This window comes from Isoptericola halotolerans (assembly GCF_003003075.1).
Classification (GTDB): Bacteria; Actinomycetota; Actinomycetes; order Actinomycetales; family Cellulomonadaceae; genus Isoptericola; species Isoptericola halotolerans_A.
On the sequence record NZ_PVTX01000001.1, the window covers coordinates 291,273 to 311,651 of the forward strand.

The window sequence follows — 20,379 nt, forward strand, 5'->3', positions numbered from 1 at the left end:
GCTGACATCATAGGCAGCGTGTGTCAGGTCAAGGGCCGCTATCCTCCCGGTTGTGACTGATGACACCGGTGGCCGGGAGACGGAGCGCGAGGGCATCCGTGACGGCATCGTCCCCGACACCAAGGACTGGACGTGGGTGATCGAGCGCCCGTGCGACGAGTGCGGCTTCGACCCGACCGGCGTCGACCCCCTCGCCGTCGGTGACGCCGTCCGGGCGACCGTCCCGGCCTGGCAGGGCGTCCTCGCCCGGCCCGAGGTCCGGCGTCGGCCCGCCCCCGGCGTCTGGTCACCGCTGGAGTACGCGGCCCACGTGCGCGACGTCTTCCGGGTCTTCGACGAGCGGCTCGCGCTCATGCTGGCGACGGACGGCGCGGCCTTCCCGAACTGGGACCAGGACGCGGCGGCGGTGGCCGGCGGGTACGCGCAGGCCGACCCCGCGGTGGTCGCCACCGAGCTGGCCGACGCCGCGGGCGCCGTCGCCGACCGGTTCGACACCGTGCGCGCGGACCAGCTCGAGCGGGTCGGGCAGCGCTCCAACGGGTCCACCTTCACGGTGCGGACCTTCGGGCGGTACTTCCTCCACGACGTCGTCCACCACCTGCACGACGTGCGCGCCTGACCTGCCGCCCGTCACACGCCTGTAACACGCGGGGCTTATGGCGGACGGCGGGGAGGAGTACCTTGCGCGACATGTCGTACGTGCAGACGCTCGTCCCGCCGGAGCACGCCTCGAACCACGTCCTCGTCGTGCCCGAGGCGTGGGGGCCCGACCGTGTCCGGGGACTCGCCGACGCATGGTTCCCGGACGTGCGGTGGCTGAAGGAGCCGCGGGCCGACGCCGCCCCGCGGCCCCACGGCGGCGCACGCTTCCGGGGCATGGCCACCGGACCCGCCCAGCAGGCCGGGCCCGGCGTGCTCGGCGTCGGCGACGAGCACGGGGCGGCCGGGCCGTTCCCGGTCAGCGAGACGCTGTCGCCGCAGGCCGGCCTGACCGGGCGCGCCGCGGCGTACGCCCTCGGCCGCGTCGACGGCATGTTCGACGCCCGTGCCGGGCGACCGACGACCACGGAGGACCGCGACGGCATCGCGCGGGCCTTCGCGGCCGGGCTGCCCGAGGGCGAGGAGCTCCGGCTGGTCCAGTGGGGCGTCGCGGTGGCACGCAAGACCAGCGGGGTGCTGCTCGCCGACGGGCGCCAGCTGCTGCACCCCGACCCGGCGAGCGCCGTGGACCTCGCCCTCTTCGCGGCCCACCTCGTCCCGCCCGACGAGCTGCTCGGCTTGCTGCGCTCGTTCGTCGCGACCGCGGAGCAGGAGTCCAGCACGACGGCCCCCGACGGCACGGCCCGCACGCGCCTCGTGGCGCGCACTCCCTACGACGGCACCATCACGGTGGAGGCGGAACGCGTCGAACGCGTGCCGCGCGCCCTCGTCGGGCTCGACTGGCGCGAGTACGGGCCGCACACCTACCGGATGGCGTGGGTGCCGCAGGACCCCTACGAGCTGGGTCTCGAGCAGCCCTCCGGGGTCCACGTCATCGCCCGGGCGCGCATGCGGGCGATGATCGCGCGGATCGCCCTCCTGCTGCACTCGACGGTCGGCGGCGCGATGGTCGACGACGGGGCTTTCCTCGCGACGACGGCGGAGGTCGAGCGGCGGACGGCCGAGGACCAACGCACGGCGTCGCGCGCCTGGATCTGAGCGGGTGGCGCCGGGGGACGCCGCCGCCGTTGTCCACAGGTGTGTGGAGGACCGGCGCCGTGCGCCGGTACCTGCGACGACGCCGGTGAACGCTGGGCTCATCGGCGGACTTCGGTGGCGGGACGGGCGAGCCGGACATCCCTCTCGAACGGCTCGGACCCGCAGGATCCTGCGGCTGCGACTCGTTACCACGCTGTTCCCGCGGTCGACAACTCGACCGGCCTCCCGCCGTCGAACCTCCCGACGGCGCGCCGGTGCTGGCGTGTCGTCCACAGATTTCTTCCACAGGGCTGTGGACGGTATGGGGATTCCGGGCGTCGGGCTGTGGACGACGCTGTGGCCGAAGATCCACGGCCCCCGACCCCTTGCAGACCTCCTCCAGCGGGTCTAGAAACGTGGCTATCGGTCTCGACGGGATGTGGCACGGATCACGGTGACGTGGCAGTGGCGCAGACCGCCGGGATGAAGGTCGACCGGAGAACGACGGGCCGATCCGCACCGAGTGCGGGCCGTGGGTGACGACACGGGTGTCCGGCGGCGCCGGAAGACCAGCCGCGTCCGAGGACTCTGCGGAGAACGGGCCGGCCGAGGCGACGACGCATCAGGCCTCGACCGGTTTGGCAGAAGATCCGGAGCTGTGACGTCGACGCAGCGCCCCGACAGCGATCGCTGGGGAACGCGGTGATGCCGAGGCCCCCGGCCGCCCCGGGGGCCTCGGCCGCCCGTGGGAGCGTGACCGCGCGTAACCTCGGCCCATGAGCAACCTCGAGACGCGTCCTGCCGAGCAGGTGTGCGAGGCCGGGAGCGCGGCCGGCGGCATCGAGCTGCTGGACGCGCGCGACGTCCCGCTCGGGGGACCCCGCGCCATGACGGTCCGCCGCACCATCCCGCAACGCCGACGGTCCCTCATCGGGGCGTGGTGCTTCTGCGACCACTACGGCCCGGACGACGTCTCGTCGTCGGCCGGCATGCAGGTGCCGCCGCACCCCCACATCGGGCTGCAGACGGTGAGCTGGTTGTTCGCCGGGGAGATCCTGCACCGCGACTCCGTCGGCTCGCTGCAGACCGTGCGCCCGGGCGAGCTCAACCTCATGACGGCGGGCCGCGGCATCTCCCACTCGGAGGAGTCGCCGGAGGGCGCGTCCGAGCACCCGCGGCCGCCGACCCTGCACGGCGTCCAGCTGTGGACGGTGCTGCCCGGCGAGTCGAAGGACGGCGAACCGGCCTTCGAGCACCACGCCGACCTGCCCGTCGCCGTGCATGCCGGCGCCCGGGTGCAGGTCTTCATGGGCACGCTGCGGGTGGCGGGCGAGACGCTCGTGTCGCCCGCTCGCACCTGGACCCCGCTCGTGGGGGCCCAGCTCGACCTGGAGGCCGGGGCGTCGGTCGAGCTCGACGTCGACCCCGGGTTCGAGCACGGCCTGCTCGTCGATGCCGGCGAGGCGCGACTGGAGGAGGCGATCGTCCCGGTGAGCACGCTGGCGTACGCGGGACCGGGCCGCCGCCGGCTCGTCGTCTCGGCGGGCGAGGCACCCGTCCGCGCGGTCCTCATCGGCGGCACGCCGTTCGCCGAGGACGTCGTCATGTGGTGGAACTTCGTGGGCCGCAGCCACGAAGAGATCGTCGAGGCGCGCGCGGACTGGGCCGCGCAGGTCACCGATGCGGACGACGGCGGCACCGGCTACGCCGCGGGATCCGCCGACCGGCGCTTCGGCCGGGTCGACGGGTACGCGAGCGGGCCGCTGCGCGCTCCGGCCCTCCCGGACGTCCGGCTCCGACCACGCCGGCGACCGGGGGAGTGAGCCCCGCCGTCGTCAGGGGAAGGTGATCCGGAGCTTGGCGCTCCGCATCCCCGTGCCGATGTTGACCACCTTGATCTTCAGGTCGCCGCTGCGGCTGATGAACGTCTGCCCCTCCCGCATGGTCGACCGGCGGTTCGACTCGCGCCCCATGGGCACGATGAGGTGCTCCCCCGGGTAGGCCCAGGTGGAGGAACCTCCGGCCATCCGGCTCACGGTGATGCCGTACCGCACGGTGTAGTCGGAGGACGCCCGGTAGGGCAGGCGGGTGTACGGGTAGCGCACGCCGGGCTCCGCGCGCCGCAGCTCGATGAAGTAGACGTCACCGGTGCGCGGGTCGCGGGCACGGACCAGCGTGGGCCGCCGCGTGTCGCGGTGCCGCGCGGTGAGGAGCACTGTCTGGTTGCCGTCCCGGGCGCCCACGTACCGCTGCTCCGACCGCGGCAGCACCCCGAGCCGGCGCTTCTGGGCGCCGGAGAGCGCGGGGACGCCGTCGGCCGCGAACTCGGACCCCATCAGGTCGAGCGGGTCCAGGCCCTCGGCGGCCCCGCAGCGCGAGCTCTTGAATCCGCCGTCGGCCTTGCCCTCGCACCAGCCGACACCGGAGTGCTCGAGGCCCATGTTGTGCGCGAGCTCGTGCGCCAGCGTGGCGACACCCTTCTCGTACTGGCCGTGGCCCCACCGCTGCCCGGAGCCGTAGCCGTTCGGCCCGCCGAAGAGCGAGAACGTCCACCCGCCCGGCGAGTTGCGCCCGGCCGTCGACGGCATCGAGCCGAGGCCGACCTTGCCCCCGCAGGTCGTGCCGTAGCGGGACCCGCCCGCGTAGTCGCCCTTGCGGTAGGGGAAGAGCACGGCGAGGTGGGCTCGGCGGTCCGGCCCGCGGTCGGCGGACGTGTACCAGCGCTTGCCGTAGTGCTTGGACCCGCCGCGCTTGACCTGCTTGATCACCTGCTGGGTGGTGCGGCACGCCCCGTCGCCCGTGTTGATCCGTCGCACCTTTCCGGAGCGGACGAACTTCACCTTGCCGCCGGACTGTTCGGACCAGTAGACCGACACCTCCTTGAGGAGGCGGTCGACATCAGAGCGGCGAATCCATTTCTTGACGCGCTTCTGCGAGACGTTCTTCGGTGTCGCGACGACGACCTGCACGGTGTGCTGCTTCTTGCTGGTGGTCGCCGCCGTCGCCAGGGCGCGGGTGCCGTCGTTCGCCGACGAACGCCCGAATCGGGACGAGTCCACCGAGGACTCCCAGGTCACAGGGCTGGCGTCGTGCGGTTCCCGCACGTCCGGGGCGGCCGCGGCGGCGGTCACGTCGACCAGGAGCAGAGCGGCCACGACAGTGGCGACCACAGGAAAGCGGAACGACATATCGAGCCCCCGAGCCGATCGACATCGATTTGTCGGAGCGTATCGACGAAGTGCGGAACGTGCCTGTCGAGCGACAATGTCCTTTTGGTCTGATATCGGATTTTCGGCATGGTGCCCGCGAGGAGATCGCGGCACGCCAACGGCACCGTCGACACCGTGTGTTGCACTTGCGCGCGGTCGAACGACGTAGGGGTGTGAGACGAAGGATGAGGTCGTGACAGCCGGCCCGGACATGGTGTTCAGCGAGGTCTTTCGCGCGATGTACCCCGAGGTGCTGCGGTTCGTGCAGCGGCGTGCAGGGCCCGACGCCGCCGAGGACCTCGCGGCCGAGGTCTTCACGATCGCGTGGGGAAAGTGGGGCGCCGTGCCGCGTGAGGTCCGTCCGTGGCTGTTCGGCGTCGCCCGGAACGTGCTGGCCGAGGACCGGCGTGTCCAGGGACGGAGACGCCGGCTCGAGCTGCGGCTCGGCGGTGAGCGGGAGCCGCTATATGACGAGGTCGGTCTGACAGCCATGACGGTGGACCTGCATGTCGCGTGGGCCCGGCTGAGTGATGTCGACCGCGAGGCACTTGCTCTGGTCGCCTGGGACGGCCTGACCGGGCGCGAGGCGGCTCAGGTGCTCGGCTGCACACGAGCGGCCTTCTCCGTCCGCCTCAGCCGCGCGCGCCGGCGCCTCAAGCGCCTGCTCTCCGACGTCGAACCGCACGCGGCCACGGGTTCCACTCCGTGCGTCGCTCATGACTCCACGCCGTCCACCCTCAAGGGAACGCCATGACGAAAAGCTTGATGGATGACCCGGTGATGCGTCGCCTGGCTGACGCCGACCCTGTGCCTACCGGCCCCCTGACTCTGGCCGAGACCGCGCGAGCCCAATCCGTGCTGTACCGCATCATGGCTCGACCGCGGACCGCCGTGCGCCGCTCGCACCGACGGCGGTTGTGGACCCGAGGGGCCGCAGCCGCAGCCGCGCTCGCCACCGCACTGCTCGCCGGGACGTTCGCCACGACACCGGCATCGGCACGGTACGTCCTGCTCGAGGCGGCAGCCGGTGCCGCGGTCCAGCCGGTGGAGGACGGCGAGTACTGGTACGTGCGGTCACAAGAGGACGATCCGCGATCGGTTCCGTACCAGCGCGAGGTCTGGAGGTCTGCGGACAGCTTCCTCCTGCGAAGCGAGTCCTCGGCCGCTTTCGCAGCATGGGAAGCGGGCGTGTCGTTCCTGGATCCTGAATTGGTGCGGGTGCAGGACATGAGCAACGACGACGGGACCATCGCGGGGTTCGGAGACGGTGTGCAGCTCACCTGGGCAGAGCTCGAGTCCTTGCCCAGCGATCCTGATGCGCTCTCCCGGCAACTCACCGCAGAGCTTGCCGTCTCGGGACACGGCGGTGACTGGGACCTGTGGAACCAGGTCGTCGGCATGCTGCAGGAGAGCCCTGCTTCACCAGAGTTGCGTCGTGGGTTGTGGCAAGTTCTCTCCGGCATTTCGGGCGTGGAACTCGTCGGGACCGTCACCGACAGCGCCGGGCGCGAGGCGACGGCGATCCAGGCCGACTTCACCGACAGGAGGCTGCCGCGGTACGAGCTTCTGCTCGATCCCGGGGACGGGTCCTTGCTGGAGACCCGGGTCTACGACCTCGACGACTCGCTGCTGTTCCGCTCGACCGTGCTGGAGCAGGGCTACCGGGATGCAGCACCGGCGCCGGAGCCCCCGCTCTGCGGCCCCGGCTCCGCACCCGAGCAGTCCTGCTGAACCGGTGGTACCTGTCGGCGTGCGCCGGCGTGGTGTCAATGCCGTCGTCGGATGACCACGGGCAGCACGACCCACAGCCCGAGCAGCAGCAGGGCGCACCCGCCGCCGACGATCAGGCCTGCCGTGCGGTCCAGCACGACGTCGAAGACGAGCAGCGCCGTGGAGGACAGCGCGACGGCGAGCAGCACCAGGGCGGCACGGGTCATCCGGTCGCCGACGGTGACGACCGGCTGCTTGAGGTGCTTGCGGAAGAGTGCGCGGTGGATGGCCACCGGCGCGACGAACAGTCCGGTGGCCGCGATGCACGTCAAGAGGTCGACGAGATAGACGTTGCGCTGGAAGGCGTCGAGGTCCTGGAAGCGCGACTGGAACGGCAGGATCAGCAGGAACCCGGTGAGGATCTGTACGCCGGTCTGCATGACGCGCAGCTCCTGGAGCAGCTCGACCCAGTTGCGGTCGGAGCGTTCGTCCGGCGACTCCTCCCGGCTGTCCTGGCGGTGCTCCGGCATTCCGGCGGTGTCCGTCATCGTGCCTCCTCCGCGACTGCTGATGGGCACCTCATCGTGCCATCGGCGCCGACACGTCGCACCGGTGTGCGGGCTGCGTCCCGATGCTGCTCGACGAGGCATGATGCTGGGATGCCTGCGAGATTCGTTCTCCGTGCCGCGACGCCGGACGACGCCGACGGCTGCGCCTTCGTCCACCACACCTCGTGGGTCGAGACGTACTCCGGGCTGCTCCGGGCGGACCACTGGAACTCCGACACCCTGGCCGGGCGCGTCGCGACCTGGCGGCGCTGGCTCGCGGGGGACAGGACCGTCACCGTGGCCGAGTCCGGTGGCCGGATCGTCGGGATCGCCTTCGGCGGCAGCGGCAGACAGGTCGGGACCCATGGGCCCGTGCGCGACCGCGAGCTGTACCTCCTCTACGTCCTCGCGGCGCACCACGGGACCGGGTCCGGCCAGGCGCTGCTCGACGCCGTGCTGCCGCCGGACGCGCCCGCCCAGCTCTGGGTCGCGGAGCACAACCCCCGGGCCCGCCGGTTCTACGAGCGCAACGGGTTCGTCCCGGACGGTGCGCGGTTCGTCGACGAACAGCTCGGCCTCGCCGAGGTTCGCCACGTCCGTTGATTTCGGCCGAGTCTGAGCTGGTGATCCAGAACCGGCCAGCTCTGGGCCACGCTCGGCAGGAGAGCGGACCGAGCGCGAAGAGTAGGGTGAAGGGTGCCGTGAGTTCGACAGCGGCCCGCACCGACAGGAGCGCCACATGGGCGGCTTCGAGATCACCTCGTGTCCCCTGAGGAACCAGGTCGATCCGCGCGCCTTGCGGTTCGCCGCCGGCGCCACGGCCATCGTGCTCGCCGTCGTGCTGCTCACCGTCGGCGCCGCTCGGCCCCTCGCCCTCGGGCTGCTCGCGTCGCAGGTCGCCGTGTTCGGTTTCACCGCGTTCGTGAGCGTGCAGTGGTCCGTGTGGGCACAGCTCTTCGCGCGCGTCGTCTGGCCCCGGATCGGCGCGGCGACGCAACTGGTAGACGCTCGCTCGGCGCGCTTCGCCCAGCTCCTCGGTTTCGTGCTGACCGCCGTGGCACTGGTGGGATTCGTCCTCGGCGCCGACGGTCCGGCCAGCGCCCTGATCGTCGTCGTCGTGGCTGCGGCCGCCGTCGACGCCGCCACGGGCCGGTGCGCGGGGTGCGCCATCTACCGGCTGGCTCGCCGGAGGCGGTCGCACGCCGGGTGAGGGCCCGTGCCCCCGCGGCGGGAGACGACGAAGGGCCCGGCCGTCCTGGCCGGGCCCTGCGTGCTGCGGAGCGGGTGACGGGAATCGAACCCGCGCTATCAGCTTGGGAAGCTGCCACATGCAGTTGCGATTGGCGAGATAGCCAGCCTCCGAGGCCGTCTACCTGGGCCGATAGTACCCGTGGGAGCCGTTGCCTACCGCCAAGGACCAGCTCGTAGGGGCATGTCCAGGGCACGACGAGCGGCGGCGCGCCCCAAGAACCTCACCCGGGCAACTAGCGGCAGCAGTGGGCACTTACAGATACGATTCGGGTACCATGCCGAAGGAGGACGGGTGCGCTCTGTAGTCAACTATGTGCACATCGAGAACTTCCGATCCATTCGATCGCTAACAATGGACGGCCTCGATGGATACAATGCAATTGTGGGATTGAACAGTGCCGGGAAATCCAACATTCTCCGTGCGTTGAACCTGTTCTTTAACAACCATGTCGACGAGGGGCTTGAGCCGTTACGGTTCGGAACCGATTACAGCTCACATGCCCCCGTGGGGAAGAAGAAGCGCGTAGCGGTGACTGTCGGACTGGCTCTCGGAGCATCTTTGAAGGTCCCAAAGCAACGAGATTTTGAGAGTAATCACGGAATCACGAACTCAATCGTCATTGAGCGCGTATGGAGCTTGGCGCAAGATACCCAGGCGAACCAGGAAACCTTCCGATTCGGGCCGACTCTCGAGAGCATGACCGATGCGACTGCCGACGACCTCTCCTCGATCCTGGCTTACATCCGGGCGGTTCGGTTTGTCTACATCCCGAACCATGCCAGGCCGGCGGATTTGATCCGGCAAGAACTCGAGCCACTTCGGGGCAGCCTCGTCGCGCGCCTACGAAGAACGAACGCATACCGAGATTCAAACGTTAATGACGTTCTTTCGGAGCTCGGGCGGCTGGGCGACCGGATGTTCGGCGGAGTCTCTGCGCAATTGCAGAAAGGGCTACCCGGGACCAGCATCTCCGCATCGTTGCCCGACGATTTTGCAGATCTGCTATTTGACGTGGGTCTCAGCGCAGTTTCCGGTGGGCAGTCTCGCGCGCCAGAGTACGAAGGGTCCGGGGCGCAGTCGTTCATGCTACTCCACATCCTCGACCTAGCGGACCGCACTCGAAGGTCGGGCGGGTTCGGTTGGGTGCAGGCGAGTGTTTGGGCAATGGAGGAGCCGGAGAGTTTTCTCCACGCTGGATTGCGTGCGCAATTCTCCGTTGACCTCGCAAAGTATGCTTTGGATGACCGACGTCAGGTACTGGTAACGACACATCAGGCCGAGTTCCTTCGAGTCGCTGCGACTGCCTGGACAACCGACAAGCGCGCAGATGGCGACACGTACGCCACAAAGTCTTCCGCCAAGGAGGCCCTACGCTCCGCCACGCGACGCGAGATTACTAATTTCCAGCATCCGCTCTTCGTGTCCACCGATCGTCCAGTAGTTATCGTCGAAGGAAAGTTTGACGCGATCTACTTGAAGGCTGCAATTGAATCGCTTGATCTGCGGCCGCGATGGGTATTGCTTTCACCCCAGGAAGCGCTCGGCCAGGACGTCGGTGGAGATTCTGTGTTGCAGTACCTTCGATGGAACAAGTCGGTGATTGCCTCGCGGCCCGATATTGCTCCTGTTATTGTGCTTCGGGATTGGGAGGCCACTGATGCGAATAAGTATAACGATCAGTTAAGAGTCCATGCCTATTCTCGCGCTCTTACATGTGACGCGAGTTGCGTGAATCCGGATCTTGATGATTCATGGTTCGGGATCGAGCGCTATCTCCCCACAGAGCACCTGAAATTGCATATTCCAAGCGGGAAGCTCGGTCTAGAGTCGGCGGCACCAGGTGCGCGCCTGTCCGTCAAGAAGAAGGTGCTTGAAGAGTATAAATCGGTCTTGGCGCGAGGGATCCGAGATGGCGGAGATCCCGGCGACTACCTGCGCGAGTTGGTTCGATGGCTTGATGCGGAAGTTGAGGAGACCATCAGGAGTGTGCCGGTCCGCGATTTTGTCAACTCTTGAGGGGGCACGGTGATTTACCGGTAGTTGAACCGTCCTGGCGTGGTGTGATGGATAAGCGTCGCCGCGTGGTGCCGAAGGTCGTGAAACCGCACGTGCGGCACACCGGCAGCCACGCGGGCCCGATCGAACATCTTCGTGCGTGCCCCGGCGCGCAGCGGTCGACCGGTCTCAGTCGCAAACACGAGCGCCCGCTGCTCCAGCGCGGTCCACTCGGCCAGATGAGTCACAAGGGCGACGGCGGTGGCATGTGGCAGGTGGACCGTCCTGCGCCCCGCGGACGACTTCGGCGGTCCCAGAGTCACTGGCTGTCCGCCGATGTCGACCAGCGCCTGCTCCACCCGTACCGCAGCCCCGACGACGGCGCCGGAGGAGTCTCGTCGCACTTCGACGTGCCGTCGCTCCATCGCGAAGACCTCAGAGGCGCGCAGTCCGCCCCATGCGGCCACGAGCACGGCTGTTCGGTACTTCTGCGGCATGGCTGCGGCGATGCGGGCTACCTCGGCCGGAGTGGCCGGAACACGTTCGGCAGCGTGAACCTGGCCAGCGCGGGGCACCTGGCAGGGGTTGTGGTCCAGCAGGCGCTCCCGGACGGCCCCGGAGCAGATCGTCCGCAGCAGCCGGTACGCCTGCGCCGCCTGGGTGCGTCCGGCGCCCGGTCCCGGAGGCTCACTGGACGGCTTCGGGCTGCCAGCGTCATGCCAGGCGTCCAGGACCTCCCAGCGCAAGCGCCCCGTCCGATGGGTATCCCATCCTGCCGCTGCGGCCCAGGTGCGAGCGGCCTGGGTGTCGGAGACCTTGGCGGTGCGGCTCGCCCTGGACGTAGCCGATTCGCGCGCGGCCACGGTGACCGCGGCGTACCAGTCGGTCACGAGCGTCACGGAAAGTGCTCGCAGTTCGGTGGCTCCGAGGTCCAATGTCATCGTCGGGTGTCCCGGCAGTGGCTGGGGTGTCACGATCCAGCGGGCCAGGAGCCGCTCGTACAGCGCCCGGGTCCGGGGTGCGAGCTGGTGCTGGCGGTCCAACCATCGACGGGCGTAGTCGGCCAGCGGCTCGGCGCCGAGTTCAGGTGCACGCCAGGTGCCCCGGTGGGACTTGGCGAGCTCGACGGCCAGCGCGCCCTCGGCGTCGGCTCGGCTGGGGTAGGTGCCGACTGTGCGGCGGACGTCGTCCGGACCGGTGTACCGAGCCTGCCACCGGCCCGAGGGCAAGCGGCGGACGGAGCCGGTGGCTCGACGGGAGGAGTTGCGACGCTGGGTCGGCATGGCGGTCACTCCGTGCGTTCCTGCCCTGGCGGCGGAGCCGCTGGGCACGTTGGGGCACGTAAGCAGGTTGCCCACGTGCTCCAGAGCGGCCCCAGTCGGGGGCGAAACTCACTCTGACCAGCACATTCACTGGAGAGCGGGTGACGGGAATCGAACCCGCGCTATCAGCTTGGGAAGCTGAAGTTCTACCATTGAACTACACCCGCACGATCGTCCTCGACGACGCGCGTCCCGATCATACCCAACACCCCGCCACATGCCGAAACCGGGCGCGCGGTGCACGCCGGGGGGCGGCCGACTACCGTGTCCACGTGCTGCTCTCCGACCGCGACATCCGTGCCGAGCTCGACGCCGGGCGCGTCGCCCTGGACCCCTACGACCCGCAGATGGTCCAGCCGTCGAGCATCGACGTCCGGCTCGACCGGTACTTCCGGCTGTTCGACAACCACCGGTACCCGTTCATCGACCCGTCCCAGGAGCAGCCCGAGCTGACCCGCCTGGTCGAGGTGGAACCCGGTGAGCCCATGGTGCTGCACCCGGGGGAGTTCGTCCTCGGCTCCACCTACGAGGCCGTCTCGCTGCCCGACGACGTCGCCGCGCGGCTCGAGGGCAAGTCCAGCCTCGGCCGCCTCGGTCTGCTCACGCACAGCACCGCGGGCTTCATCGACCCGGGGTTCTCCGGGCACGTCACCCTCGAGCTGAGCAACGTGGCGACCCTGCCGATCACGCTGTGGCCGGGGATGAAGATCGGCCAGCTCTGCTTCTTCCGGCTCTCCTCGCCGGCCGAGCACCCGTACGGCTCGGAGCGCTACGGATCGCGCTACCAGGGCCAGCGCGGCCCGACGGCGAGCCGGTCCTGGCAGTCCTTCCACCGCTCGGACGTATGAGCGCGTACTACCGGGGTGGCCGACGTCGGTACGCTCGGTCCCGCCGCGCGGGTTCCACGACCAGGCACGACGCGGCGCCCCGGTCCCGGAAGGAGCTCCGTCAGATGGCCAAGCAGTCGCCACCGTCCCTGCCACCGCTGCCACGCGCGACCACACAGGGCCACCAGGCCCGGCACCTGCTGGCCGTGCCCGCCGACGTCCAGGTCGACGAGGTGGAGGTGCTGGCGATGTCCCGGTTCTCGGGCGCGCGCTGGGACGTGGCTCCGGCCTCCCTCCTGGGGGCCGACCTGCCCGCCGGACGGATCGCCGCCCCGGGAGAGCCGGGCGTGCTCCGCCTGACCCGGCACAGCCACGTCCACGGCCCCTACGCCCCGCGGGGTGACGGCATGGACCTCGGCCTGCCCAGCAGCACCGAGATGGTGTTCGACGTGATCACCCCGCGCGAGCGCTGGGACGACCCACCGTTCCCCGGCGGCGGGGACCGTGACGGGATCGCCCGATCCTTCCCCTCGGGTCTGCCGAACCGCGAGGAGGAGCGCGTCGTGGCATGGCTGGTGGCGGCCGCCCGCCGGCTGGGCGGTTCGGCGCGGCTCGACGTCGCGGCGCTGTGGGACCCGGCGGAGGAGGCGCGGCGCGGCCCGGGTGCCGGCGTCGTGCTCACCCCGGACCCCGGTGCCGCCGTCGACCTCACCGTCTGGTCGGACATCTGGCTGGACCCGCAGGCCGCCCACCGGGTCCTGCAGGAGGTGCACCCGCGCGTCGTGCTCGCCACGGAGGGTGCCGACTACCAGGGACCGCCGCCCGGGATCGCGGACAAGCCGCTCTACCCGGGCGAGAAGATGGATCCCGACGTGCGGCGTGCGCTGCACGCCCGCGCCGACGACTTCGACATCGCCGCGCTCCAGGAGCCGGTGGTCCTGGACGGGTACGGGCTCACCATCGACCTGGGCCACGACGGCTACGTCACGGTGGAGGTCAGCGGCGACGAGGTGCTGCCCCTGCTCGTCAAGGAGCTGCCGTGGGCGGCGGGCGGCGCCATCTGCTACCGCGTCGTGTGGGACCCGCCGGACCTCCACGAGGCGCAGCGGGAGTTCCCGCAGCCCGCGCTCGTCGTGGCGCGCCGTCGGGCCTCGGACCTGGTCGGCAAGGTGGCGGCCGCCATCCAGGCGGCGGTCGGCGGCGAGATCGCGGACGAGTCGGAGTTCCTGCTCGCCCCCGAGGACCTGTAGCCCGGCGTCGCCCACCGCCGACCGGCCTCATCGAAGGTCCGGCGATACAGTGAAGCCCCCGCCCCGCCCCCGGACGGACGGAGTGTCGTGCTGCCGGTCCTGCTGCTCACCTTCCTGCTGGCGCTCGCCGCGCCGGCGTTGGTCGCCTGGTGGGGTCGGCGTGCGTTCTGGGTGCTGGCCCTGGGGCCCGCGTCGGCCGCCGCCTACGCGCTGGCCAGCACGGAGCGGGTCGCCGCCGGCGACCTCCCCGTCTCGAGCACCCCGTGGGTGCCGGGCCTCGACCTGTCGATCGACCTGCGGCTCGACACGCTCTCGTGGCTGCTGCTCCTCGTCGTCGGGGGCGTGGGCGCGCTGGTGCTCGTCTACTGCAGCGCCTACTTCTCCCGGGACGCGGAGGGCACCGGCCGGTTCGCCGCCGTCCTGACGGCCTTCGCCGGCGCGATGATCGGCGTCGTCACCGCCGACGACCTGCTGCTCCTGTTCGTCTTCTGGGAGCTCACCACCGTCTTCTCCTACCTGCTGATCGGTCACTACGCCGAGCGCAAGACCTCCCGGCGCGCGGCGATGCAGGCGATCGTCGTGACGACGGGCGGCGGCCTCGCGATGCTGGTGGGCCTCGTGGTCCTGGGTGTCTCGACGGGCACGTGGCGCATCTCCGAGGTCGTGGCCGCCCCGCCCACCGGTGCCGCCGCCGTCGTCGCCACCGTGTGCCTGATCGCCGGCGCCGCGACCAAGGCCGCGCTCGTCCCGTTCCACTTCTGGCTCCCTGCGGCGATGGTGGCGCCGACGCCGGTGTCGGCCTACCTGCACGCCGCGGCCATGGTGAAGGCCGGCGTCTACCTCGTGGCGCGGTTCGCCCCCGGGTTCGCCGAGCTGGCCGTGTGGCGGTGGCTGGTCCTGCTGCTGGGCGGCGGCACGCTCCTGCTCGGCGGCTACCGCGCGCTGCGCCAGCACGACCTCAAGCTCGTCCTGGCCTTCGGCACCGTGTCCCAGCTCGGCCTCATCGTGCTGCTGGTGGGCCTGGAGAGTCGCGCGCTCGCCCTGGCGGGGCTCGCGATGCTGGGCGCGCACGCGATGTTCAAGGGTGCGCTGTTCCTGGTGGCCGGCGCGGTGGACGTCGCCACGGGCACCCGTGACATGCGCAAGCTCTCGGGCCTGTGGCGCACCATGCCGGTCGCCGCCGCGGCGGCCGCGCTGGCGACGGCGTCCATGGTCGGCCTGCCGCCGTTCGCCGGCTACGTGGCGAAGGAGGCGGCGCTCGAGGGGCTCTGGCACGACGCGACCCACGGCGGGGGCGTGGTGGTGGTGGTCGCGCTGGTCGCCGTCGTCGTCGGCTCGGTCCTGACCGTGGCCTACAGCCTGCGGTTCCTCTGGGGCGCGTTCGGGACCAAACCGACGGCGGCCGACGGCGGAGCGGCCGAGCCGACGCCGGTCGGGCGGCGCTCCTGGTTGCTCGTCCTGCCGCCGCTGGTCCTCGGCCTGCTCGGGCTGGCGGCGGGCCTGACGCCGTCGACGGGCGAGCGGCTGCTCGGCCCGTACGCCGCGTCCTACCCGGCGGGCGAGCCGGGCCACCTGGTGCTGTGGGCCGGCCTGACGCCGGCGCTGGGCCTGTCGGTGCTGGTGCTCGCGGGCGGGGCGGTCCTGTTCTGGCAGCGGCGTGCGGTCGAGCGGCTGCAGGGCCTCGCCTGGTCCCCGCGGGCTGCGGACCTGGTCTACCGCCGGTCGATGCGCCGGCTCGACGACCTGGCAGCCGACGTCACGGGCGCCACCCAGCGCGGTTCCCTGCCCGTCTACCTGAGCATCATCCTGGTGGTGCTGGCGATGGCACCGGGGGCGGTGATCGCGTCGGGGCTGCTGGGCGGCAGCACCGTGGTCCCCGCGGCGGTGGCCTGGGACCGGCCGGCGCAGGCGGCCGTCGTGGCCGTGGTGGTGGCCGCCGCGGTGCTCGCCGCCCGTGCGCGGCGACGCCTCAAGGCGGTGGTGCTCGTGGGCGTCGCCGGGTACGGCAACGCCGGGCTGTTCCTCCTGCACGGCGCCCCCGACCTCGCCCTCACCCAGGTGCTCACGGAGACGGTGACGCTCGTCGTCCTCGTGCTGGTGCTGCGCCGGATGCCGACGTACTTCTCCGACCGGCCGCTGGCGGCCAGCCGGTGGCTCCGGCTCGTCCTGGCGGTCGTCACCGGCGCCGTGATGATGGCGCTGACGTTCGCGGCCCCGCTGGCCCGGGTCGCGATCCCGATCAGCGTGGACTTCCCCGAGGAGGCCGTGGAGTTCGGCGGAGGCCACAACATCGTCAACGTCACGCTCGTCGACATCCGCTCGTGGGACACCGTCGGCGAGATCTCCGTGATCCTCGTCGCGGCGACCGGCGTCGCGTCGATGGTCTTCCTGCGGCAGCGCAGCGGTGAGCTGCTCCGGCTCTCCCGGGCCGACGCCGACGGTCTCGGACCGGACGGCCACACCCGTGACGTGTGGATCGCCGCCGGGCGCACCGTGTCGCCCGCCCGCCGCTCCGTCATGTTCGAGGTGGTCACCCGGCTGATCTTCCACGCCATGATCGTCGTGGCGCTGTTCCTGCTCTTCAGCGGCCACAACGCGCCCGGCGGCGGGTTCGCGGCAGGGTTGATGGTGGGCATCGCGCTGACGGTGCGCTACCTGGCCGGCGGCGGGTACGAGCTGGGCGAGGCCCTCCCGGTGCAGCCGGGCGTGCTGCTCGGCTCCGGGCTGTTCCTGTCCGCCGGGGTGGGGCTGGCGGCCCTGCTGACCGGCAACGAGGTGCTGGAGAGCGTCATCATCGACCTCACCGTGCCCGTGCTGGGCAAGGTGCACCTGGTGACCTCGCTCTTCTTCGACGTCGGCGTGATGCTCGTGGTGGTCGGCCTCGTCCTCGACCTGCTGCGCACCCTCGGCGCCGAGATCGACCGGCAGAGCGAGCAGCGGTCACGTCCCCGCTCGACGGAGGGGGTCGCGTGATCGTCCTGGAGAACACCCCGTCGGCCGTGCTGCTCCTCGCCGTGGGCGTGCTGTGCGGCGCCGGCGTCTACCTGCTGCTGGACCGCCCGCTCACCCGGGTGCTGCTCGGCATCGTCCTGCTGAGCAACGGCGCCAACCTGATGCTCCTCGTCGCGGGAGGCCGCGCGGGGGCGTCGCCGGTGGTGGGCAACGCCCCGGCGGACGTGCGGATGAGCGACCCGCTCGCGCAGGCCATGATCCTCACGGCGATCGTCATCACGCTCGCGCTGACGTCGTTCGTGCTCGCGCTGGCGTACCGGTCCTGGCAGCTCCACGGCCACGACGAGGTCGCGGACGACGAGGAGGACCGGCGCGTGGCCCGGCAGGCCGCCGACAACGCGCCCGCGTACGAGGACTCCGACGCGGCCGAGACGGGCGAGACGCTGGACGAGGAGGCGGCCACCGTCTACGACCAGGTGGTCGAGCGCGCGGAACGGCTGCGCGCGCAGCGCGAGCGTGACGAGCGTGACCAGCACGGCCCGCAGGGTGGTGGTGCGCGATGATCGACACCGCTGCGCTGTGGTCCGTGCAGACCCTCGTGCCGCTGCCCGTGCTCCTGCCGCTCTTCGCGGCCGGTCTCACGCTCGCCCTGCACCGGTACGCGAACGTCCAGCGGGTCATCAGCGTCACGGCGCTGTCGGTGACGACGGCGTCGTCGGCCGGGCTCATGGCGGCCGCGGACAACGGCCCGGTGGTGGTGGACGTCGGCGGCTGGGCGGCGCCCGTCGGCATCGCCCTGGTCGCCGACCGGCTCTCCGCCCTCATGCTCACCGTGAGCGGCGTCATGCTGCTGTGCGTGCTCCTCTACTCCCTCGGGCAGGGCATCCCCGAGGGGGAGGACCCCCGCGAGGGTGGCCGCTTCGGCGGGACGATCCCGGTGGCGATCTTCCACCCGACGTACCTGGTGCTGGCCGCGGGGGTCGCCAACGCGTTCCTCACGGGCGACCTGTTCAACCTCTACGTCGGTTTCGAGATCCTGCTCGCGGCGTCGGCGGTGCTGCTGACGCTCGGTGGGACGGCGGAACGGGTGCGGGCCGGGTCCGTGTACATCGTCGTGACCTTGATGTCCTCGCTGCTGTTCCTCACGGCGATCGCCCTGATCTACGCCGCGACGGGCACCGTCAACATGGCGCAGCTCGCCGAGCGCCTGCCGGACATCGACCCCACCGTGCGCCTCGCGCTGCAGGCCCTGCTGCTCCTGGCGTTCGCCATCAAGGCGGCGATCTTCCCGCTGGCCGCCTGGCTGCCCGACTCGTACCCGACCGCCCCCGCCCCGGTGACGGCGGTCTTCGCGGGCCTGCTGACCAAGGTGGGCGTCTACTCGATCCTACGGACCCAGACGCTGCTGTTCCCCGACGACGACGCCGTGGACCGCGTGCTGATGGCTCTCGCGCTGGCCACGATGCTGGTGGGCATCCTGGGCGCCGTCGCCCAGAACGACGTCAAGCGGCTGCTGTCGTTCACGCTGGTGAGCCACATCGGCTACATGATCTTCGGTGTCGCGCTCGCCTCCGAGGCGGGCACCGCCGCCGCCATCTTCTACGTGGTGCACCACATCTCCGTCCAGACGGCGTTGTTCCTCGTGGTGGGGCTCGTGGAGTGGCGGGGCGGGTCGACGTCGCTGGACCGGCTGGGCGGTCTGGCCCGCCTGGCACCGGTCCTGGCCGTGCTGTTCTTCGTCCCGGCGATGAACCTCGCGGGCATCCCGCCGTTCTCGGGGTTCCTGGGCAAGGTGGGGCTGATCACCGAGGGCGTCCGGGACGGGTCGGGCCTCGCGTGGGCGCTGGTCGTGGGATCGGTGGTCACGTCGCTGCTCACCCTCTACGCCGTCGTGAAGGCGTGGAACAAGGCGTTCTGGCAGGAGGCGCCGTCGGGCGTCGCGCGGGACTTGGCCCTGCCGCGCAGCCTGGTGCTGCCGGCGGGCGCCCTCGTCGCCTTCGGCCTGGCGCTCACCGTGGTCGCCGGGCCGCTGTACGGCTATGCGGAGCGGGCCGCCCGCACCTCGATGGACGGGTTCACCTACGTCAACGCCGTGTACCCCGGCGGGTCGGAGCGCGGCACGGGCGAGTCGGTGGAGGTCTCCGAGGACGAGGGGCAGCCATGACCGAGCAACCGCGCCGTCGTGCCGGCGCCCTGCGCCGTGTGGTGGGCCGCCCGGTGGCCCAGTGGCCCGCCGTGGTGCTGCTCGCGGCCGTCTGGGTGCTGCTGTGGGGCGACCTGTCCTGGGCCAACGTGATCGCGGGCGCGCTCCTCGCCGTCGTGGTGGTGGTGGCCTTCCCGCTCCCGCCGATCAAGGCCGACGCCGCGTTCCGGTTCCTGCCGTTCTGCCGGCTCGCGTGGCGGTTCGTCGCGGACCTGGTGGTCGCCTCGCTCCAGGTGGCCTGGACCGCCCTGCGGCCCGGCCCGCCGCCGCAGGGGGCGATCGTGCGGGTGCAGCTGCGCAACCCGGACGACGTCTTCCTGACCCTCACCTCGGTGCTGGCCACCCTGGTCCCGGGGACGCTCGCGGTGGAGACCAGCCGTCGGACCGGTCGCGTGTTCGTGCACGTGCTCGACATCGAGGGGTTCGGCGGGGCCGACGGGGTGCGCCGCAGCACCGAGGAGCTCGAGGAGCGCGTGCTGCGGGCCCTCGCCGGTGACGCCGTCCTCGAGCGGTGCGGCCTGGCGGGGCCGACGGAGCACCACGAGGAGGTGCAGACCTGATGGTCGTGGTGGTCGTGATCGCGGCGGTGCTGGTGGCGGCCGCCGCCCTGATGGCGCTGGTACGCGTGGAGCGCGGCCCCTCGATGCTCGACCGCGCGCTCGGCCTGGACCTGCTGACGGCGAGCCTCGTGTGCGCGATCGCCATCGAGGCCGTGTGGTCGCGACGCACCGAGACGGTGCCGATCCTCCTGGCGCTCTCGCTGGTGGGGTTCGTGGGCTCGGTGGTCATCTCGCGGTTCGGCGTCCGCCAGTCCGGGTCCCGGCCGGACGGGGCGGCGGAGTCGGGCGCACCAGCGGAAGCCGGGTCCACGGACGAGGAGGAGCCCGTATGACGGAGGTCGACGCGGGCACCTGGACGACGGTCGCTGACGTCGTCGCCGCGATCTGCCTGCTGGCCGGCGCCTTCCTGACCTTCGCGGCCGGCGTCGGGGTGCTGCGGTTCCCCTCGCTGCTCGACCGGATGCACGTGGTGACCAAGCCGCAGGTGCTCGGCCTGCTCCTGCTGCTCCTCGCCCTCGCGCTGCGGGTGCGCAGCTGGTCGGCGGTGTCGATGCTGGTCCTGGTGGCCGTGTTCCAGCTCGCGACGGCGCCCGTGGCGGCGCACCTGGTCAGCCGCGCCGGGTTCCGCACCGGCAAGGTGGACGAGGCCGTGCTGCGGCCGAACGAGATGGCGGGACCGCTCGACGCCCCCGACGACGAGGACGCCGACGGTGCCGACGACGGTGCCGACGACGGTGCCGACGGTGCCGGGCCGGTCGACGCCGACTCCGCTGAGCCGGACCATCCCGGGCCCGGTGGTCCGGGACGCACCTTGGACGACGATCCCGCCGGCCGGCCCCGGGACCACTGAACCGGCAGGACCTTCGCCTCTGGC

19 protein-coding genes and 1 tRNA gene are annotated in these 20,379 nt (G+C 71.2%); 16 read left to right on the forward strand and 4 right to left on the reverse strand.

All coding sequences use genetic code 11. The annotated features are described in order from the left end of the window. The first annotated feature begins 52 nt into the window (after window positions 1-52). The 3 genes from BCL65_RS01390 (at window position 53) to BCL65_RS01400 (ending at window position 3,500) form a co-directional block, all read left to right on the forward strand. Window positions 53-619: a DinB family protein gene (locus BCL65_RS01390; protein WP_243400781.1), complete on the forward strand. Its 567-nt coding sequence runs from the start codon at window positions 53-55 to the stop codon at window positions 617-619. Window positions 620-690: 71 nt separating this feature from the next. Continuing rightward, complete coding sequence (locus tag BCL65_RS01395) at window positions 691-1,698, forward strand: hypothetical protein (RefSeq protein WP_106264485.1); 1,008 nt, start codon at window positions 691-693, stop codon at window positions 1,696-1,698. Window positions 1,699-2,453: 755 nt separating this feature from the next. Then, the gene (locus BCL65_RS01400; protein ID WP_106264487.1) at window positions 2,454-3,500 is read left to right on the forward strand and encodes a pirin family protein; all 1,047 of its coding nucleotides are present in this window, start codon (window positions 2,454-2,456) and stop codon (window positions 3,498-3,500) included. Window positions 3,501-3,512: 12 nt separating this feature from the next. On the opposite strand, the gene BCL65_RS01405 is transcribed toward BCL65_RS01400, so the two are convergent. Further along, window positions 3,513-4,832, reverse strand: coding sequence for a hypothetical protein (locus BCL65_RS01405; RefSeq protein WP_125206474.1), 1,320 nt, complete (start codon window positions 4,830-4,832; stop codon window positions 3,513-3,515). Window positions 4,833-5,079: 247 nt separating this feature from the next. Between BCL65_RS01405 and BCL65_RS01410 the strand changes: the two genes are divergently transcribed. Continuing rightward, window positions 5,080-5,640: an RNA polymerase sigma factor gene (locus BCL65_RS01410; protein WP_125206475.1), complete on the forward strand. Its 561-nt coding sequence runs from the start codon at window positions 5,080-5,082 to the stop codon at window positions 5,638-5,640. A gap of 11 nt (window positions 5,641-5,651) precedes the next feature. Next, window positions 5,652-6,617 (forward strand): CU044_5270 family protein, encoded by a 966-nt coding sequence (locus BCL65_RS01415; RefSeq protein ID WP_106264493.1) that lies wholly within the window; start codon window positions 5,652-5,654, stop codon window positions 6,615-6,617. A gap of 35 nt (window positions 6,618-6,652) precedes the next feature. On the opposite strand, the gene BCL65_RS01420 is transcribed toward BCL65_RS01415, so the two are convergent. Next, a complete protein-coding gene (locus BCL65_RS01420) occupies window positions 6,653-7,144 on the reverse strand; it encodes a DUF6328 family protein (protein WP_243400782.1) in 492 nt (163 codons plus the stop codon). A 111-nt stretch (window positions 7,145-7,255) separates the two neighbouring features. Here BCL65_RS01420 and BCL65_RS01425 point away from each other — a divergent pair, with 111 nt between their 5' ends. The 3 genes from BCL65_RS01425 (at window position 7,256) to BCL65_RS01435 (ending at window position 10,412) form a co-directional block, all read left to right on the forward strand. Continuing rightward, the gene (locus tag BCL65_RS01425) at window positions 7,256-7,747 is read left to right on the forward strand and encodes a GNAT family N-acetyltransferase (protein WP_106264495.1); all 492 of its coding nucleotides are present in this window, start codon (window positions 7,256-7,258) and stop codon (window positions 7,745-7,747) included. Window positions 7,748-7,883: 136 nt separating this feature from the next. After that, entirely contained in the window at window positions 7,884-8,354 is a 471-nt protein-coding gene (locus BCL65_RS01430) for a DUF4395 domain-containing protein (RefSeq protein ID WP_106264497.1), read from the forward strand. A 354-nt stretch (window positions 8,355-8,708) separates the two neighbouring features. After that, window positions 8,709-10,412, forward strand: a complete 1,704-nt coding sequence (locus BCL65_RS01435; protein ID WP_165799929.1) for an ATP-dependent nuclease — start codon at window positions 8,709-8,711, stop codon at window positions 10,410-10,412. Between the two features lie 14 nt (window positions 10,413-10,426). Here the strand turns inward: BCL65_RS01435 and BCL65_RS01440 are convergent, their stop codons facing one another. Continuing rightward, entirely contained in the window at window positions 10,427-11,674 is a 1,248-nt protein-coding gene (locus BCL65_RS01440; RefSeq protein ID WP_125206476.1) for a tyrosine-type recombinase/integrase, read from the reverse strand. A 135-nt stretch (window positions 11,675-11,809) separates the two neighbouring features. Then, window positions 11,810-11,880 (reverse strand) — tRNA-Gly (locus BCL65_RS01445). Between the two features lie 105 nt (window positions 11,881-11,985). On the opposite strand from BCL65_RS01445, the gene dcd reads away from it, so the two are divergent. The 8 genes from dcd to mnhG all read left to right on the forward strand — a co-directional run bounded on the left by dcd (window position 11,986) and on the right by mnhG (window position 20,355). Beyond that, window positions 11,986-12,561, forward strand: a complete 576-nt coding sequence (gene dcd / locus BCL65_RS01450; protein ID WP_165799930.1) for a dCTP deaminase — start codon at window positions 11,986-11,988, stop codon at window positions 12,559-12,561. Window positions 12,562-12,665: 104 nt separating this feature from the next. After that, window positions 12,666-13,790, forward strand: coding sequence for a hypothetical protein (locus BCL65_RS01455; RefSeq protein WP_106264505.1), 1,125 nt, complete (start codon window positions 12,666-12,668; stop codon window positions 13,788-13,790). Between the two features lie 87 nt (window positions 13,791-13,877). Beyond that, window positions 13,878-16,763: a Na+/H+ antiporter subunit A gene (locus tag BCL65_RS01460; protein ID WP_106264507.1), complete on the forward strand. Its 2,886-nt coding sequence runs from the start codon at window positions 13,878-13,880 to the stop codon at window positions 16,761-16,763. Beyond that, on the forward strand, window positions 16,760-17,305 hold the full coding sequence (locus tag BCL65_RS01465; protein WP_106264509.1) for a Na(+)/H(+) antiporter subunit C: 546 nt from the start codon (window positions 16,760-16,762) through the stop codon (window positions 17,303-17,305). The genes BCL65_RS01460 and BCL65_RS01465 overlap by 4 nt, the downstream gene beginning before the upstream one ends. Beyond that, the gene (locus BCL65_RS01470; protein WP_106264511.1) at window positions 17,302-18,906 is read left to right on the forward strand and encodes a Na+/H+ antiporter subunit D; all 1,605 of its coding nucleotides are present in this window, start codon (window positions 17,302-17,304) and stop codon (window positions 18,904-18,906) included. The genes BCL65_RS01465 and BCL65_RS01470 overlap by 4 nt, the downstream gene beginning before the upstream one ends. Beyond that, the gene (locus tag BCL65_RS01475) at window positions 18,903-19,505 is read left to right on the forward strand and encodes a Na+/H+ antiporter subunit E (protein ID WP_106264513.1); all 603 of its coding nucleotides are present in this window, start codon (window positions 18,903-18,905) and stop codon (window positions 19,503-19,505) included. The genes BCL65_RS01470 and BCL65_RS01475 overlap by 4 nt, the downstream gene beginning before the upstream one ends. Continuing rightward, window positions 19,505-19,837: a monovalent cation/H+ antiporter complex subunit F gene (locus tag BCL65_RS01480; RefSeq protein WP_181340692.1), complete on the forward strand. Its 333-nt coding sequence runs from the start codon at window positions 19,505-19,507 to the stop codon at window positions 19,835-19,837. The genes BCL65_RS01475 and BCL65_RS01480 overlap by 1 nt, the downstream gene beginning before the upstream one ends. Then, window positions 19,834-20,355 carry a monovalent cation/H(+) antiporter subunit G gene (mnhG, locus tag BCL65_RS01485; RefSeq protein ID WP_106264515.1) on the forward strand — a complete coding sequence of 174 codons (522 nt, stop codon included), beginning with the start codon at window positions 19,834-19,836 and terminating at the stop codon, window positions 20,353-20,355. Before BCL65_RS01480 ends, mnhG begins: the two co-directional genes overlap by 4 nt. Window positions 20,356-20,379 lie beyond the last annotated feature (24 nt).